Below are 15125 nucleotides of genomic sequence, written 5' to 3' on the forward strand. Positions count from 1 at the left end.
ATAACAAAATGCGGGAAAGTGGTTTGGCGTTGTAATGGCTTTACAAGGGGCAGGTAGCGCTGGGAGATGTATAGCGCTCGATTCAGGTCGCCTCTTATTTTTCAAATTCTTCAACTAGTTGAACTTTTTTCCGATCCAGGCAGGGGACCTTTGCGCTATGCAAGAGATCAAATTTCCCGATATCACCAAAGGCCAGGGGCCTGTGGTGATGCTGAACCTGATCAGGTTCAAAGATAAAAAAGTTTATTTTGAGCAGTACATACCAGCATTCGGCCAGGTGGTCAAAACGTTAGGTATAGAGGGCGTAAAGGTCAGGTTCGTCAGCGAAGTCGTGGCCAACATTGTAGCCGATGAGCACGAACAATGGGACGAGGTCGTTCTGGTGGAATACCCCAGTGCAGAAGCTTTTATGTCCATTGCACAAAGTGAGGCCTACCAATCCATCGCTAACCCGCTCCGCGTCGCGGGTACGGCAGAACTCAAATTGATCATGACCAGGGAGGCCGGCTTTTAAAGTTTAAGAAATGATCCCGCTTAATTTTAGTTTACGTGTTGTACCTGCTCCTAAAGAACAGGAGCAGGTACTTGCTTCATGCAGCGCCGGCTGAAATAGAACGGCACGTTTACTTTGTTGGCAAGATCTATCAGTTAACAAGCAAACAGATTTGAGCTGCGCTGCGATAGCTGCACATTTAAAGGCTTGACAATGGCCGAAATATCAACGGGCCAGCATAAATATTGCGTGTGTACATTTTAATTTACAAGGCGTACATTTCCTTTCTTTAGACTAAAAGATTTAAGTTTTCTTTCTCTACTTCGCTCCGGGATCACCAATTATCCCGGCCCGTTCTCGGATGCGCTACGCAAAGCGAGCCTGATGCCATGCATTAACACCTAAAATGAATATTATGAGAAAGAAAAACTTTTTGAGGAAATGCGCCGGCGGGATCACGCTGGCTGCAATGGTCTTATGGTCGGCCAGTTGTAAAAAGAATGATCCTGTTGCCGGGCAGTCACTAAGCGGCAGTTCCGCTGAGGCCACTCAGCCAAAGTCCAAACTCAGGGCAAATGAAATCAATTCTCAGGCAGATGCCGCTTTCAATGCGATCACCTCGGCCTTCCTGGTCACCTCCGGATCGGCCCAATATTTTAAGGCGGCATTGAACAATAATGAGAAGGATTACTTTTGGCAGCAGGCGCTGGATATCCAAATGGTTGAAGACACCTATCTGCGGACCAAAAGCGCAGCACACAAGACACTGGTCACTAATTTGCTTAACACGTTCATTCAGCAGAACCAGGGTACCGGAGGGGCGTTGGATTGGTCATGGAACCAGTACAATGACGACTTGCTTTGGGCTGGTATCGCATTTGCAAGAGGATACCAGATCACCGGAAATGCGGCATTTCTCACTCAAGCAAAATATGCATTTAACTATGCTTATGACCGTGGCTGGGATAGTGCATTAGGTGGAGGGATCTGGTGGAATGTGGGCCATAAAGATAAATCAGGACTGAGTAATAATACGGCCGTTATCCTGGGTTGTTATATTTACGAAGCCACTAAGGAAATCGCCTACCTGACAAAAGCAAAAGCTTGTTACGACTGGGTATGGGGCCATCTTTACAATAATTCGACAGGTGCACTTGCTGAGAATATGCTGGCAGATGGCACATTATCGTCCGCGACAAATGTTTATAATGCAGGTGCGTTCATCAGTGCTGCCAACCATATTCACAGGCTGATGGGACTCACATCGGTTTACAATGATGCTAAGCGGGCCGTAGATTTCGTTAAAAATAATCTTAACACAGGTGGTATCCTGAATAATAATATTGATAACGGGACCTGGGCTTCGGAGTTTGCCCGCGGACTCGGTGAATTTGTGAGAGACAATAACCTATGGAGTATCTATTATCCCTGGATGAAACAAAATGCGGATGCTGCCTGGGCCAAAAGAAGGACTGATTACAACATAACCTGGAACAATTGGCTATCCAACACACCAACGGTTAATAACACCATGGCCGTTGCGTGTATCAGCGCAGTGGTCATGCAGCAAGTTACCCCGGCCACACAGCCTGGCTTAACTGAGAATGGCATCTATCGCCTGACCCCCAAAATTGCTACCGGAAGCGCATTGGATATCGCCATGAGCACAAGCCTGGCGGACATATGGGGTTGGAATGCCGGTAACAATCAGAAATTCAAGATCGTTCCGGTCAATTATGGTTATTACCGCCTTGTGCCGCAAAGCCTAACTACTTCCTCTTTGGATGTTAATGGTGGCAGTAACGCGAACAACACACCGATCCAGATCTATGCGGCCAACAATAATGCATCGCAATACTATAAACTTGTTTATGATTACGATGGCTATTATAAACTTAAACCTCGTTGCGCCCCGAGCAGTTGCGTTAATGTGCAGGGAGGCGCGACCGCCAATGGCACCAAATGCGTTTTGTGGCAGGAAAGTTTCGGCGACAATGAACGCTGGTCAATGCAGTTGAACCCCTAATTTGACCGGTCCCGGGATAAACCCGTCCCGACATCAAGAGGCTGCCTCATTTCGTTCAGCCGATCGCGGAGCATAGCCCCCGGGGATATCCCGGGGCTTTTGTAGTTGAAGTCACCTATACCGTTGCAGGCCGATCTGTTGGGCAAACGGCTTTACAAGCTTCGGAGGCAGCATGCGCCAATTCCATTCCAAAGGACTGCGCCTCCAGCATGATCTGTTTTTTACCCCAGGCATGAAGATGAGCGATGAATGGGATCAATTCCTTTCCGGTTTCGCTCAGCGAATACTCAACTTTGGGCGGTACTTCATGATACATTTTTCTGACGATCAGCTTGTCATCTTCCAATTCCCGCAAAGTTTGCGTGAGCATCTTTGTGGTTATGTCAGGGAGCGTACGGCTCAACTCCCCATACCTGAGGATACTTTTCATGTCAAGATACCACAGTATTCTCGCCTTATACTTACCACCGATACGCTTAAAGGCATAATCGACTGCGCAAAGCTGGCTGCTTCGCGTCACTGCGTGATCATTTTTCATTTACGATCAATTTGTAATTCGTTGAAGATCATTAATACATACTTTTTGGTATATAAGATACAAAAAAGTACATACTTGTCAAAAGTAAGTATTTGTTCGACAATTGTGCCATTATTAACAGGCCAAAAATAGCCATTAACTATATACAATATGAAAGATCAACAAATTGCGGCCGGACATACCACAAGAGCTCTTATGAAAGCAGTCAGGTTACACGAGTTCGGCGGACCGGAAGTTTTACGATATGAAGATGCGCCGATGCCGGAAATAAAAAAGGGTGAAGTTTTGGTAAAGGTCCACGCATCCGCCTTAAACCCGCCGGATTGGTATCTTCGCGACGGTTACCGTTCCCTGCCGCCTGAATGGCGGCCAGAAGGTGATTTCCCAATGATCCTGGGTACAGACATTTCAGGCGTCGTTACCGCCGTTGCAGAAGATGTTAAAGATTTCAAGGTAGGCGACGAGGTTTATTCTATGGTTCGATTCTTTAGCATCGGCGAAAGTAAGGGCTATGCAGAGTATGTAAATGTTCCGGTAAGTGACCTTGCGATCAAACCAGGCGGGATAGATCATATACACGCTGCAGGAGCGCCTATGTCATTGCTTACTGCCTGGCAGTTCCTTGTAGAAGTTGGCCATGGCCATCCTAACCCGTTGCAGGATCATCCTCATGTACCCGTGGAACTGAGTGGAAAGACCGTACTCGTTAATGGTGCCGCAGGTGGCGTAGGCCATTTTGTTGTACAAATAGCGAAGCTTCGGGGCGCTAAGGTCATCGGTGTAGCTTCGGGTAAGCATGAGTCCATCGTACGTGGCCTTGGAGTGGACGAATTCTTTGATTATACTCAAACAGCGGCTGAAGATATTGTCAGCGGGCTTGATCTCGTAGTTGACACCATCGGCGGGCCATCGGCGGGCAGATTCCTCAAAACGCTTAAGCGCGGCGGAGCTTTATTCCCGATATACCCACTTGGCTTTGCTGACGGAGAAGCGGCGGAAAAACTTGGCGTTACCGTTTCTTCACTTCAGGTGCGTTCCAGTGGTGCGCAACTGGCGCAATTAGCCGGCCTTTTAGATGATGGCAGCATCAAAGTTATCATAGACAGCACTTTCCCATTATCAGCTACGCGTGAGGCACATGAGCGAGCTGCGAAAGGCCATATTCAAGGGAAGATCGTCCTAACCGTAGCTTAAGTATGACGAATGAGCAAAATATTGCGGACCATCTTGAGCTAAGGGCCCTGGTGGACCGGATATCCGTATTGGCAGACCAAAAGGATTATAACGCGCAAGTGCCGTTATTTACGCCTGACGCTGTGATAGAGATAACCGTAGATGGAGAAATTATAATGCAGTTATCCGGGCGGGCCTCCATGGTGGAAGCTTTCAAAAGTTTCAATCAGAGCTTTACAGCATCCTATCACCTCAATGGGCAGCACCTGCTCAAAATAAACGGCGACGTGGCTGAGGGTACGCTGTATACCCAGATCTCACTGTCCAGCCTGAAGGATGGCAAAAAGGCCAGGACGATAATCGGCGCGGTTTATCAGGATGAGTATACCAGAACAAGCGGCAAATGGCTTATAAAAGTCAGGCGCGGGGCCTTTCTTTGGCAGGAAAAGGCTATCATCGAGTAATTACTTACAAGTGCGGCATGACAATAATGGCTATTTCGAAAGTTTATAACTGCACCTCCGGCAAAGTTATCATAGTATACATACCGTATGCTAACATACCGTATGCTGTCAAAATACCTGTTTGATCATGATGCCCATAACGGCAGCTATTACAATGACATGCGGCTTGATGGGTTGGCTATTAGCCGGAGACCAGGTCAGTAGCGGCCAGTTGGGGGCGCTGGCATTGATATTGACAGGTGTTCTGATCACGCAAAAAAAGCAGGCTGACCGGCCGCAGGTTTGATCACGGCATTTCACCGCTAACAGGGGAAGCAAGCTTGTATAAATATCGAAAAGAACTGCGAAGCCCAATTAAAGAAATTCTGACACGGGAAAACTGAAAAAAAATCATATTTTCTGCAATTTTTTCAGCCGAAAATACGCACAGGTCAATTGGCACATAGCTTGTTCTTCACAATCTGGTTTAATTAATCATTTGTTCAATCATTAAAAAACATTTAAGGAGGACAACCCATGACACTGGTTAAATTTGATCCCGCCAACAAAAACAATGGTTCATTACTGCGAGGCTTTAATGACGTATTCGATTCGATCTTCAACGACACATTCTTCAACGACCGAATTTTAGCTCGCGTCCCTGCGGCCAACATCAGCGAAACCGAGAACAACTACCATGTGGAACTGGCGGCGCCGGGCTTGAAAAAGGAAGACTTTAAGATCAGCCTTGATCGCCAGTTACTGAGCATTTCGGTAGAACAGCGTACCGAAAACACCAACGAAGGAAAAAATTACAGCAAACGTGAATTTAGCTACAATTCATTTGTACGTTCATTCACGCTGCCGGAAAGCGCCAATGCGGAGCATATCGAAGCCGCATACGCCGACGGCATCCTGAAGATCGATATTGCCAAGCGGGAAGAAGCTAAACAGGTCCGCCGCCAGATCGAGATCAAGTAAACAGTATGAAAGCTGAGTTCGATCTGATGATCAGCTTCCGGACGCCGGATGGGTTCAAACAATGCGGCCAGTATTTCTTAGGCCATGACCGCGAATTCGCAGATTCTGTATTCAAGCGGCTGGCAGGTGATGAAGATATTATGGATAGTGCGGTACTCCATATCGACCTGGTGGAGACATCAGGTTCATTGCCCGCAAATATCGTCACTATTGGCTGCAAGTTAAGCGAGTTGAGCGCGAATTGCGAATTGGTTACCCGTGAACTTTTCCGTAAGCATGCGATCCGTGAAGATGAAACCTGATATGAACGGGGCATCCGCCCCGTTCATATTTCTATAACAGCGATCTTTAGTATTAATATTTGGAACAATGGCCTACAACGAGGAAATAATACTTGCCAATATACGTAAGCGGAGACTAAAGGTAAATTATAGCCAGGAATTCGTGGCGGCTGAATTGGGTATTTCTCAAAACGCCTACAGCAAAATAGAACTCGGGTACACCAAACTAACGCTCTTCAACTTTTTTGGGATATGCGAGGTCCTTCATATAGGATCGGATAAAATGCTACGGGAGTATTTTGAGCAGGTCCGCCGTAACTAATAGGTATGGCCGGGCGCTTATGTATGCCGCCAAACGCCTATAGCCGCCTGGCGTTAGGCCACAACTCGATCACACCTGATCGCTTGGCCATGATCTGCGGAGTGTTAAATACTGATATTTCGACATGCTTAAGCCGGGGTCACGAATAGCTTAATTATATTTGCTGCTATATTACTCAACACCTAACTGGCGGCTACGCTGTATTTGAGAAGGTCAGTCAAAAGCCCCCGAGCAGCGAGTGCTAGGGGGCTTTATAGTTAAGAACAATATTTTACCTTTTAGTTATCAATCGGCCGTCCGACCTGCGAATAGCATTTAACGCAATTTTGATGGTGATCGAACAACCACATTCCTGCTGCGCCTTTAGGCATATTTCGCAGGTTTAACGGTCGGTCAGGTCTGTTAATTGAGCCTGGATACCTACAAAGCAAATAGGGCCAAGCGTTCGTTGGCGTTGCTGGACCGGTTCTTATTGCCGGCTCTAAGATCGATCGGTTGTTGGGCTTGGTAGGGGGAAGTTACTTAAGGCGTTCATGATAAAATACGAAACACCCCACACTCGCTGCTCGGGGGCTTCAAACTAAACCTTATCACAATTAACCGGCAAAGTAATCACCCGTAATAGATGGTGTGAGTTAAAACAAAAACCGGTTAGCTGTCAAGTAAGCTACTATTTCAGGCAACTTTTAATACCGGCCGCAAGAGTTCGGCGAGATCAATGCCCAAAATTTCACAGACGTGCAAGGCACGTATTAGTGTAATATTACATTGCCCCATTTCAAATTTACTATAGGCGTTTTGGGAAATACCGAGTTGTTCGGCCACGTACTCCTGTGAATAATTTACTTTCAGCCTTCTTTGGCGTATGGCAGCGGCGATGGTGTATCCGTTATATGGCATAAAAAGAATGAAGCAGGTTCTAAAGTTTTGAAACCTGGTTGTTTTCTATATACGCTTTTGCGGCATGAATGGTTCAGTTAAGATCGCATTTATTAAATGGGCGGGATAAGGGCCTGTTTTAAGATGAGCAAGCGCCCTTAGGGAATCGAGCTCGTTCGTTTGCGGATGCGGCTGAGTGTTTCCCTGGAAACGCCCAGGAAAGAAGCGATCATATTCAATGGTATCCTGTAGAAGATATTCGGATAGGTATTCATAAAGTTCAGGTACTTTTCTTCAGCGGAGTAGCTGATATTGCTGAGTATCCTTCGCTGGCTTGCGTCAAAACTTTTGGCCTTCAGCTCTTCGATCAGCTTTCTGAATTTTGGAATAGTGGCCTGCAGGCCGAGGTGATCGGCTTTACTGATCAGCACCACCTCTGTCGCTTCCAGCGCATCGATATTAAACGCGATGGAGTACCATTGTTAAGGCTTTCCTGGTCGCTCATCCACCAGTTCTCCGCCGCGAATCTGAGCATGTGTTCATTACCGTTCTCATCGACATGGTACATCCTCAGGCAACCCTTTGCCACAAAGCAGTTGTTAATACAAATATCCCCCTCCTGAAGCAGGTAGTGTTTTCTGCGGAGTTTTTTCTCCACGCTGACCGCACGGACGGCAGCTATCTCCTGCTCGTCCATTCCGGCCTTTTCGATCAGGTATTGTTTAAATTCTTCGAACATCTTTTGCGTGTTGAACAAAAATATCTTAAATACCGGATGATGTGAAAGATCCTAAAAAAATGCGATCGCAATGACCGGTGCTTACTGACAATGTAGTTTTTCTGCGTATTGATCGGGCACGCGTGATAAATGTCACAGGTATTTTGCGCCAAATGCCCTCTTTCGGGGCTTCGCGCTAATACCACATTGCGTAGCAGGAGGCCTGCGATCATTTAATTAAAATGGAGAATATATGTCAAAAACAATTTTGATCACCGGCACAAGTGCCGGATTTGGAAAACTAATGGTATTGGAACTGGCCAAAAAGGGGTATAACGTAGCGGCAGCTATGAGGAACGTGGAGTCAAAAAATGCCGCGGCGGCAGCCGAACTGGATGCCCTGCCGAATGTGACGGTCGTGGAAATGGATGTTACCAGTACGGCGTCTGTCGATGCTGCGGTAAAGCGAACCATCGCGAAGTATGGTACTATCGACGTATTGGTGAACAATGCAGGCATTACAGGTTTCGGTCCCCTGGAAGCTTTTTCAGTGGAACAGATGAAGCGGATGTTCGAGGTCAATCTTTGGGGAACCGTAAGAGGCTATCTGGCGGTATTGCCGCATATGCGTGAGAAACGCTCGGGGCTGATCATCAATATTACCAGTGGCCTGGGCCTTATTTCCGCACCGTATATTGCGCCGTACATAGGCACAAAGTATGCTGTTGAAGGAATGACGGAATCTATCCGTTATGAAGTAAAGGAATTCGGTATTGAAGCCGTTACCCTTCAACCGGGTGCATTTCCGACCGGCATCACGGAGAAAGAGGTGCACAGGCGGACCGCCCGAAAGTACTAACCGCATATGGCGAAGGATCTACTGATAAACTGGCCAAGTTTGGCAGTATCATGTTCGGAAAGATCGATGAGTACAAAATGGACCCGCAGGAAGTTGCGGACGCCACATTAAAACTGATAGAGATGGCTCCGGGCACCAGGCCACATTTCACAACGGTCAATCGCGTGACTGATAACTTGGAACAGGAATATGCAGATGCCAAAGGCCCGTTAAGCGTAGAATGGATGAAGCGGATGGGTTGGGAAGAATGGTTATAACTCCAATGACATCATCTATGCTATTCTGAACTTACGCGATACTTACCTTATCAAAAGAAATGGCGGCCTTGAAAAAGGCCGCCATTTCTTTTAGTGTGCAAAAGTGATGCCTACAACTGTTGCCAGCCGCCGTCCATCACGACCTCTGCACCTACCATGAACGATGAATCCTGGCTTGCCAGGAACAGGTAGCCATTGGCCATTTCTTCAACGGTGCCGCCGCGTTTAACGGGCACCGTATTCGCCAGGTTCGCCCGCAGTTCTTTGACCTGCTCATCAGACAATCCTAAGCGTTCGTGGATCGGTGTTTCCACATGGCCCGGTGACAACACATTCACGCGGATACGCCGCGCTAACAGGTCTGCCGAGATATTTCTTGCCAATGACCTCACGGCCGCTTTACTGGCCGAGTAAGCGGACGCACCTTCCAGGCCGGCTTCTGACGCGGCAGAACCGGTGATCACTATCGAGGCACCGTCGTTAAGATAAGGCAATGCCTTTTGGATCGTGAAGAAAGTCCCTTTGAAATTGATATCCGAGATCTCGTCAAATAATTCCTCGGTGTAATCTGCCAAAGGTATGCCTTTAAATATTCCGGCGTTCACGATCAGCACATCAATGTTGCCAAAACTGTTCTTTACCTGCTGGTAGGCACTGTCCAAAGTGGCCAGGTTTCGGATGTCCGCCTGTATGGCAAGCGTTCCTTCCCCGATCTTTTCGGCTGCTTGTTTTAAAGTGCCGGTATCACGGCCGGTGATGGCAACTTTGGCTCCTTCACGCGTAAATAGTGCAGCTGTTTCCAGGCCTATACCACTATTGCCACCTGTGATCACCGCTACTTTGTTCTTTAATTTTTCCATTTTCCTGATCTGTTTATTTGCCGGTAAAATTAACCATGATCGAAAAGGCGAACAAAAAGTAGGGTACATACAATTTAGTTCGTGTAATTTTCGTGCGTATATTTGCCCCATGCGTAAAACAAATTCGACCAATAGTTTAAATGAGCAAGTGTTGGCCGCTCATTGCGGCGTAACTTTTGCCATGACCCTTTTGACCGGGCGCTGGAAGATCAACGTCCTTTGGATGCTGAAGAACGGTGTGAACCGATATGGCCAGTTGAAGAATAAGATAGCGGGCATTTCTGAAAAAATGCTGACGGAGCGCCTGAGGGAACTTGAAGCGGAGGGCCTGGTGATACGCAAGGATCTTCAAACCATCCCGCCACACGTGGAATATGAACTAAGCGAGGCAGGCCGCTTACTTGCGCCAATACTGGACCAGCTTTCGGACTGGGGCGATGAAGTCAGGTTTCTGGTTCCAGCCCAAAGTACTAATTAGCCGGTCTTAAATGTACGTACACCGGGAAGGCTACATATCAAATATTGCGGCTACATGGCTTTCCTTGGACACGCGGCCGGAAAGCGAGTAGCGCTTTAGGAGCATCTTGAATTCAAATCGAGCAAGTTATTACAATTATCAACTCCGTGTTAGAAGCGGAACAGCGCAAAAATGATCTTGTGGCCACGGCCAGCCACGACTGAAGCCCCCGCTGGCCTTACTCAACGGCTTTTAACAGGTGCTGGAGATGCAGGCAAAAAAGAACAGCAACAGAAAGGCCTTGATATTGACGGATAAGGCCAGAAAGCAGATTTGGAAAATGACCACGATGGTCAACGGCTTTCTGAATGTTTCCCGTTTGGAGGCCGGCAAGATGTAGATCGAACGCCAGCGGTTTGATATGAAAGAACTGGTCCGGGAGATCGAGGAAGATGCCGTGACTGCCAATTCCACGCGATCTGTTGTATTTGATCCGGTACTCACCACTTGTATAGAGGGCGGCCGGAATGAGATCGAGCAGGTGATCTCCAATTTTATCAGCAATGCCCTGATCTTAGGATTGATATTCTACTCCGCCAAAGGATATTTTTTCGGCCTATGAAGGATAATTTTGATCGGGTAAGAATCGATGCAAAGCGCATGGGATCCAGGGTGTATCACGTATAAAGAACAAAGCCCCGTTACTCTCGCAGTTTCGGGGCCTTCTGTTTTGGAATCTTATTTATAATATGAGTAATATCACCACAATAACATGGAAAAAAAAATGTTGTTTAGATTCGCTGCAAAATTTTTTACTAAAATAAAGAAGTATTCGGCTTTAGAAAGCTAAAGCATTACGTATCCTTTACGTGCGGATTTACACCTGTTGACGCTGCAGAAGGCCAGAAGGTGAGCGAGATGGCCTTTAATGGTGCCGATCTGAAGATAAACCCGAAAGTCATTGAACGGTTATTTGGCATTACGCCTATGAAGTTTGTCCATCACATCGCAATTTGGTTATGCTTGCAGATCATTGTGGATACAGAGATCGGATCAATTTTATGCAAGAAAACAATTTTGGGTAAACATACAAGTGAAATTACTGCAATTAAGGTTGCCATAGAAGGCCCCGCTACACTCGCTGTATTGGGGCTTTAACCTAAATCTTATCACCATGAGCGGCGGACGCCACACGTGTATATGCCCTAAATATTGAGGTTTATTATTTTCTTTCTAATTAAAATCATTCAAACTTTCAATTGCAGGCAAGTTTTATGATCGATCTAATATACTGGCACGATTTAGTGGGTTGTTGTTTCTTCTACAAAAACGAAAAACATTATGACGGCTACCGAAAACGCAATAGGGGTGATCAACGGCCTGATCGAAATTAACAACGACCGCATAGCGGGAATTGAGAAAGCCATCGCTGATATTAAAGACGAGAACATCGACCTCAAACAATTATTCCAGGGCTATGCCGAGCAGAGCCGGAAGAACGGGCAGGAACTTGCCGCCATTGTCGGTTCGACCAAGGAAGTTGAGCCCGGTAATAGTATATCAGGCACCTTGCACCGGGCATGGATCGATGTAAGATCGCTGTTTGGCGGCAGCGGCCGTAAAGTATATTATCGGAAGCGGAACGCGGCGAAGATGCCATTAAAAAAGCTTACGATGAAGCTTTAAGCAGCGGTGATCTCCCTGCAAATGCTGTACAGGTAGTGACTACCCAGGCAATAGATATTAAGGCAGCGCACGACCAGATCAAAGCGTTACGTAATACTGCGAACCTTTAACTATCCTAACTTTTCTTATCAAGAAAGCCGCGTCACTGCGGCTTTCTTGTTACCGGCTCATCGCAGCGGCGGCAGGTGAATATTCATTTCATGAAGGAGATAACCGATCTTCAACTGATGCAGGTGTTCGTCAAATTTTTCGATCTCATCGGCAGATGAGCCGTAAGTGATCAATAGGTTACGCAGTTCGGAATAGAGTTGCAGTTGGTGCTCTATCAATTTATTTAGAGGCAGCGGAGTTTCGTTACTGCAACGTAGTTCAATGCTGATGATAGCAGTAACAGCAGCGACTCTTTTCCTCAGGTCGATAATTGATAAATAGAGTTCATCTCGGTTCATTGCTAATATCAGGAATCGAACAATTTTACGCAAAAGTCTGTGTTATTGGAACTGCTAAAAATAAAATGTATTTAGTTCTAATTTAATAGTATCACTTCGCCCAGAACCATCTTTTCCCGTCACAGGCATCGCATTTGTAGTATTGAGCAAGGAGAAAGAAAAAAAGCGTTTCGAGCAATGACGGCCTTGGTTGTAGGGTTGGGGGACTTTGACATGAGAAACACTTATTTGTTTCTCACAATTTTGGCTTTGATCGGTATCAAACATAAAAATAAGTGGCGGCAAATAAATTAAAAGTTAATTTTCCATTTGATCGTTTTCTTAACATGCCTACGATGATGCTATAAATTACTGTATTTCTTGAGGCCAACCGAGGTCACGCGCAATGATTCGCCATGATGAAGGCCATTACTACAGAAATATGAGTGCGGCCCTTTGTCGGAAAATTATTGCCAATTGCTCATTAAACTAGATTTGGAAGCGCTGTTATCCCGCAACGATTTGACGCTGCAACCGCCATCTAAACCTGTTATAATAGCGTTCTTAGCGCTAGATTATGCTCAAAAAAACAATTTTCATTAGCCTGAGGAGTAGGCGCTATAATTGCAGAAAAAAATTTCAAGTCTATGCTCATATCATCTAGGTAGCGGCACATTTTTTGTTCCCGGACGATTGTTTTTTTGGGGGAGTAATTGCTTGTTTGCCCCGAATAGGTTTGATATTTTTTAAAGTTTAGTTTGATCAGATACGTTATCATATGCGCGTTATAAGTGTTACTGAAAGGGCAGATTTCCAACTCATAAAAACCGAAGTTTCAAGATTGACGGCGCGCTCCAAATGACGGCGCTAAAAGAGACTCAACTCTTGACCGCAGCCAGCGAATTGTTGGCCAACATGGTCTTGTTCGCAAAAGGCGTGCATGTTTTTATCAGTTCAGTTGCAGAAGGGGCGAAAGGCATTGTGATCGTATTTGAAGACCGGGGACCGGGAATAGAAAATGTGGCACAAGCGATGGCTAAAGGCTTTTCCACAAATAAGGGGCTGGGGCATGGATTGCCAAGCGCTAAGCAGTTATGTGACGAGTTCTACATCAACACTTCGGTAGGCAAAGGCACAACCATAACGATCACCAAATATTGCTAAAATTTGCAGGGCTATAGGCAGCTATTGAGTCATCTCCATTCAGCGTAATTACCTGAATTCCCTGCGCATTTGTGGCTAAGTCGTGCTGCGCATTTTTTGTTTAGGATGTCTTATGATGTGAAATACATTACAGCGGAAAGCAGTGGATCACGTATAAGCTACCGCAAAAGCATTAACTTTAAGTTATTATCTTTACGTCCCTTATTAAATAAACATGGCAAATCATAACAGCGCAACTGTAAGGCATGTCGGCAAGCGCATACGTGATACCCGAAAAGGTAAAGGATTGAACCTTCACGACGTTGCAAGGTTGATGGGCATCTCCGTTCCTGCGGTCTCAAAGTTAGAAACAGGTACGACTGACATCAATCTTTCCCGGTTGCAACAGATCGCAGATATCTTAGAAATAGATATTTGTTTTCTCCTGGCTGGAACTGAGAATGCAAAACTTGTTAACCAGCGTATCCAAACAGAGGCGGCAGAGAAACGCCTTGCCTTATACGACGAGGAGATCGTGCTTTTGCAACGCAAGGTTATCACTTTATATGAGGAACTGCTTATGAAATGATCATTATTTTTGTTTGCACGGCATTAGTTTGCCTGACTGGTGGAATTTTCAGTTGATTTTTGCGGTCAGCAAAGCAGATATCAAATTACCGTAGCTATTGTAGGCATTGGAAAAGAAATCGTATATCTTCGCTTTTTTTCTGAAAGTTGGGCTTAAAAAATTCTTCCGTAAACAGGGTATTCCTGATTGGCAACATCATCGGTGATCGTCAATATGATCCGCAACAGGCAATGTTTAAATTCAGTTTTGTTACAACCGAAAAGATAAATAATGGCGCTGGATTCGACATTCACAAAGAGCATCATAAGATCGCAATTATCGGCGCTAAAGCGCATGTTGCCAAAGAAAAGCTTAAAATCGGCGACCTTGTATACCTTGAAGGTAAGGTAATCACAAGACGTTATAAAGATAGCGATAACGTACTTCGTTACGATACCGAGATCAGTGTAAGCCACTATGAAATTTTAGCCTCCATTGATACATATTGTACAACTTGAACTTTTCGCCTAAGGAAATCGATATTGCTATTTGATAAAGTTCTTGCTCAATTTTTTTTGAGCAAGAACTTTTCGTTGCCGGCTTGTTCACGATCTTTAAACGGCCACCTTTAGCACATTTCCGCTAAAATTCTGCATGTGCGATTTTTTCTCAACGATATTACCCATACGGTCCATTTTGGCGGTTGCATAAAATAATTGCCCGTTTACACGATAATAAGCCTTTACTTGGTATTCTCCCCATTTCTTCACTTTAAGTATATAGCACTCGGGTTGGTAATGATCGGCTATAGATAGCGATGCCCGTATAGCATCGGCCAGTGGCAAGCATTCCGTTTCATTGCAAAATTTGCTCTCAAAGTAAAGTTTTTCGGTATTCATAGGTTGTCATTAAAGGTGAGCTATAATGCACGAAAAACCACAATTATTATGCCCTGAAATTGGTAACGTTGCTATTTTAATCGAAATATTCAGATTTATTGTAAACTTAACTGT

24 protein-coding genes are annotated in these 15125 nt (G+C 45.6%); 17 read left to right on the forward strand and 7 right to left on the reverse strand.

What is annotated here, in order from left to right; translation table 11 throughout:
• Positions 1-157: 157 nt before the first annotated feature.
• Together BC343_RS10145 and BC343_RS10150 are read left to right on the forward strand one after the other, a co-directional pair.
• A complete protein-coding gene (locus BC343_RS10145; RefSeq protein WP_078347672.1) occupies positions 158-514 on the forward strand; it encodes a DUF1330 domain-containing protein in 357 nt (118 codons plus the stop codon).
• A 394-nt stretch (positions 515-908) separates the two neighbouring features.
• Positions 909-2519 carry a glycoside hydrolase family 76 protein gene (locus BC343_RS10150; protein ID WP_162276850.1) on the forward strand — a complete coding sequence of 537 codons (1611 nt, stop codon included), beginning with the start codon at positions 909-911 and terminating at the stop codon, positions 2517-2519.
• 115 nt (positions 2520-2634) lie between these two features.
• Here the strand turns inward: BC343_RS10150 and BC343_RS10155 are convergent, their stop codons facing one another.
• Entirely contained in the window at positions 2635-3057 is a 423-nt protein-coding gene (locus BC343_RS10155; protein ID WP_078347674.1) for a winged helix-turn-helix transcriptional regulator, read from the reverse strand.
• Positions 3058-3207: 150 nt separating this feature from the next.
• On the opposite strand from BC343_RS10155, the gene BC343_RS10160 reads away from it, so the two are divergent.
• The 5 genes from BC343_RS10160 (at position 3208) to BC343_RS10180 (ending at position 6257) form a co-directional block, all read left to right on the forward strand.
• Entirely contained in the window at positions 3208-4251 is a 1044-nt protein-coding gene (locus BC343_RS10160; RefSeq protein WP_202909764.1) for an NADP-dependent oxidoreductase, read from the forward strand.
• A 2-nt stretch (positions 4252-4253) separates the two neighbouring features.
• Positions 4254-4694, forward strand: a complete 441-nt coding sequence (locus tag BC343_RS10165) for a nuclear transport factor 2 family protein (RefSeq protein ID WP_078347675.1) — start codon at positions 4254-4256, stop codon at positions 4692-4694.
• Positions 4695-5210: 516 nt separating this feature from the next.
• Complete coding sequence (locus tag BC343_RS10170) at positions 5211-5654, forward strand: Hsp20/alpha crystallin family protein (RefSeq protein WP_078347676.1); 444 nt, start codon at positions 5211-5213, stop codon at positions 5652-5654.
• A gap of 5 nt (positions 5655-5659) precedes the next feature.
• Positions 5660-5956 (forward strand): hypothetical protein, encoded by a 297-nt coding sequence (locus tag BC343_RS10175; protein WP_078347677.1) that lies wholly within the window; start codon positions 5660-5662, stop codon positions 5954-5956.
• 67 nt (positions 5957-6023) lie between these two features.
• Entirely contained in the window at positions 6024-6257 is a 234-nt protein-coding gene (locus BC343_RS10180) for a helix-turn-helix domain-containing protein (protein ID WP_078347678.1), read from the forward strand.
• Positions 6258-6932: 675 nt separating this feature from the next.
• Here BC343_RS10180 and BC343_RS31970 read toward each other — a convergent pair.
• The 3 genes from BC343_RS31970 to BC343_RS31365 form a co-directional block, all read right to left on the reverse strand.
• On the reverse strand, positions 6933-7157 hold the full coding sequence (locus BC343_RS31970; RefSeq protein WP_078347679.1) for a helix-turn-helix domain-containing protein: 225 nt from the start codon (positions 7155-7157) through the stop codon (positions 6933-6935).
• Positions 7158-7294: 137 nt separating this feature from the next.
• Positions 7295-7567, reverse strand: a complete 273-nt coding sequence (locus BC343_RS31360; protein ID WP_202909765.1) for a cyclic nucleotide-binding domain-containing protein — start codon at positions 7565-7567, stop codon at positions 7295-7297.
• Positions 7561-7875 carry a Crp/Fnr family transcriptional regulator gene (locus BC343_RS31365; RefSeq protein WP_202909766.1) on the reverse strand — a complete coding sequence of 105 codons (315 nt, stop codon included), beginning with the start codon at positions 7873-7875 and terminating at the stop codon, positions 7561-7563. The genes BC343_RS31360 and BC343_RS31365 overlap by 7 nt, the downstream gene beginning before the upstream one ends.
• 232 nt (positions 7876-8107) lie before the next feature.
• Here BC343_RS31365 and BC343_RS10195 point away from each other — a divergent pair, with 232 nt between their 5' ends.
• Together BC343_RS10195 and BC343_RS10200 are read left to right on the forward strand one after the other, a co-directional pair.
• Positions 8108-8713 (forward strand): SDR family oxidoreductase, encoded by a 606-nt coding sequence (locus tag BC343_RS10195; RefSeq protein WP_078347680.1) that lies wholly within the window; start codon positions 8108-8110, stop codon positions 8711-8713.
• A 50-nt stretch (positions 8714-8763) separates the two neighbouring features.
• Positions 8764-8970, forward strand: a complete 207-nt coding sequence (locus tag BC343_RS10200) for a hypothetical protein (RefSeq protein ID WP_078347681.1) — start codon at positions 8764-8766, stop codon at positions 8968-8970.
• Between the two features lie 110 nt (positions 8971-9080).
• On the opposite strand, the gene BC343_RS10205 is transcribed toward BC343_RS10200, so the two are convergent.
• Positions 9081-9899 (reverse strand): SDR family oxidoreductase, encoded by an 819-nt coding sequence (locus tag BC343_RS10205; protein ID WP_202909767.1) that lies wholly within the window; start codon positions 9897-9899, stop codon positions 9081-9083.
• Between the two features lie 112 nt (positions 9900-10011).
• On the opposite strand from BC343_RS10205, the gene BC343_RS10210 reads away from it, so the two are divergent.
• From BC343_RS10210 to BC343_RS31560, 5 genes are all read left to right on the forward strand, one after another.
• Positions 10012-10308 carry a winged helix-turn-helix transcriptional regulator gene (locus tag BC343_RS10210; protein WP_238381742.1) on the forward strand — a complete coding sequence of 99 codons (297 nt, stop codon included), beginning with the start codon at positions 10012-10014 and terminating at the stop codon, positions 10306-10308.
• 400 nt (positions 10309-10708) lie between these two features.
• Positions 10709-10909, forward strand: a complete 201-nt coding sequence (locus tag BC343_RS10215) for a hypothetical protein (protein WP_078347684.1) — start codon at positions 10709-10711, stop codon at positions 10907-10909.
• Between the two features lie 296 nt (positions 10910-11205).
• Positions 11206-11445, forward strand: a complete 240-nt coding sequence (locus BC343_RS10220) for a hypothetical protein (protein ID WP_162276851.1) — start codon at positions 11206-11208, stop codon at positions 11443-11445.
• Positions 11446-11628: 183 nt separating this feature from the next.
• The gene (locus BC343_RS10225) at positions 11629-11973 is read left to right on the forward strand and encodes a DUF2383 domain-containing protein (protein ID WP_238381743.1); all 345 of its coding nucleotides are present in this window, start codon (positions 11629-11631) and stop codon (positions 11971-11973) included.
• Complete coding sequence (locus BC343_RS31560) at positions 11946-12083, forward strand: ferritin family protein (protein ID WP_238381748.1); 138 nt, start codon at positions 11946-11948, stop codon at positions 12081-12083. Before BC343_RS10225 ends, BC343_RS31560 begins: the two co-directional genes overlap by 28 nt.
• A gap of 57 nt (positions 12084-12140) precedes the next feature.
• Here BC343_RS31560 and BC343_RS10230 read toward each other — a convergent pair whose 3' ends face one another.
• The gene (locus tag BC343_RS10230) at positions 12141-12422 is read right to left on the reverse strand and encodes a hypothetical protein (RefSeq protein ID WP_078347686.1); all 282 of its coding nucleotides are present in this window, start codon (positions 12420-12422) and stop codon (positions 12141-12143) included.
• A gap of 837 nt (positions 12423-13259) precedes the next feature.
• Here BC343_RS10230 and BC343_RS10235 point away from each other — a divergent pair.
• From BC343_RS10235 to ssb, 3 genes are all read left to right on the forward strand, one after another.
• On the forward strand, positions 13260-13565 hold the full coding sequence (locus tag BC343_RS10235) for an ATP-binding protein (RefSeq protein WP_078347687.1): 306 nt from the start codon (positions 13260-13262) through the stop codon (positions 13563-13565).
• A gap of 214 nt (positions 13566-13779) precedes the next feature.
• The gene (locus BC343_RS10240; RefSeq protein WP_078347688.1) at positions 13780-14133 is read left to right on the forward strand and encodes a helix-turn-helix domain-containing protein; all 354 of its coding nucleotides are present in this window, start codon (positions 13780-13782) and stop codon (positions 14131-14133) included.
• A 146-nt stretch (positions 14134-14279) separates the two neighbouring features.
• Positions 14280-14630, forward strand: a complete 351-nt coding sequence (gene ssb / locus BC343_RS10245; RefSeq protein WP_078347689.1) for a single-stranded DNA-binding protein — start codon at positions 14280-14282, stop codon at positions 14628-14630.
• Between the two features lie 96 nt (positions 14631-14726).
• Here ssb and BC343_RS10250 read toward each other — a convergent pair whose 3' ends face one another.
• Positions 14727-15011: a hypothetical protein gene (locus tag BC343_RS10250; RefSeq protein WP_078347690.1), complete on the reverse strand. Its 285-nt coding sequence runs from the start codon at positions 15009-15011 to the stop codon at positions 14727-14729.
• Positions 15012-15125 lie beyond the last annotated feature (114 nt).

The organism is Mucilaginibacter pedocola, assembly GCF_002013915.1.
Lineage (GTDB): Bacteria > Bacteroidota > Bacteroidia > Sphingobacteriales > Sphingobacteriaceae > Mucilaginibacter > Mucilaginibacter pedocola.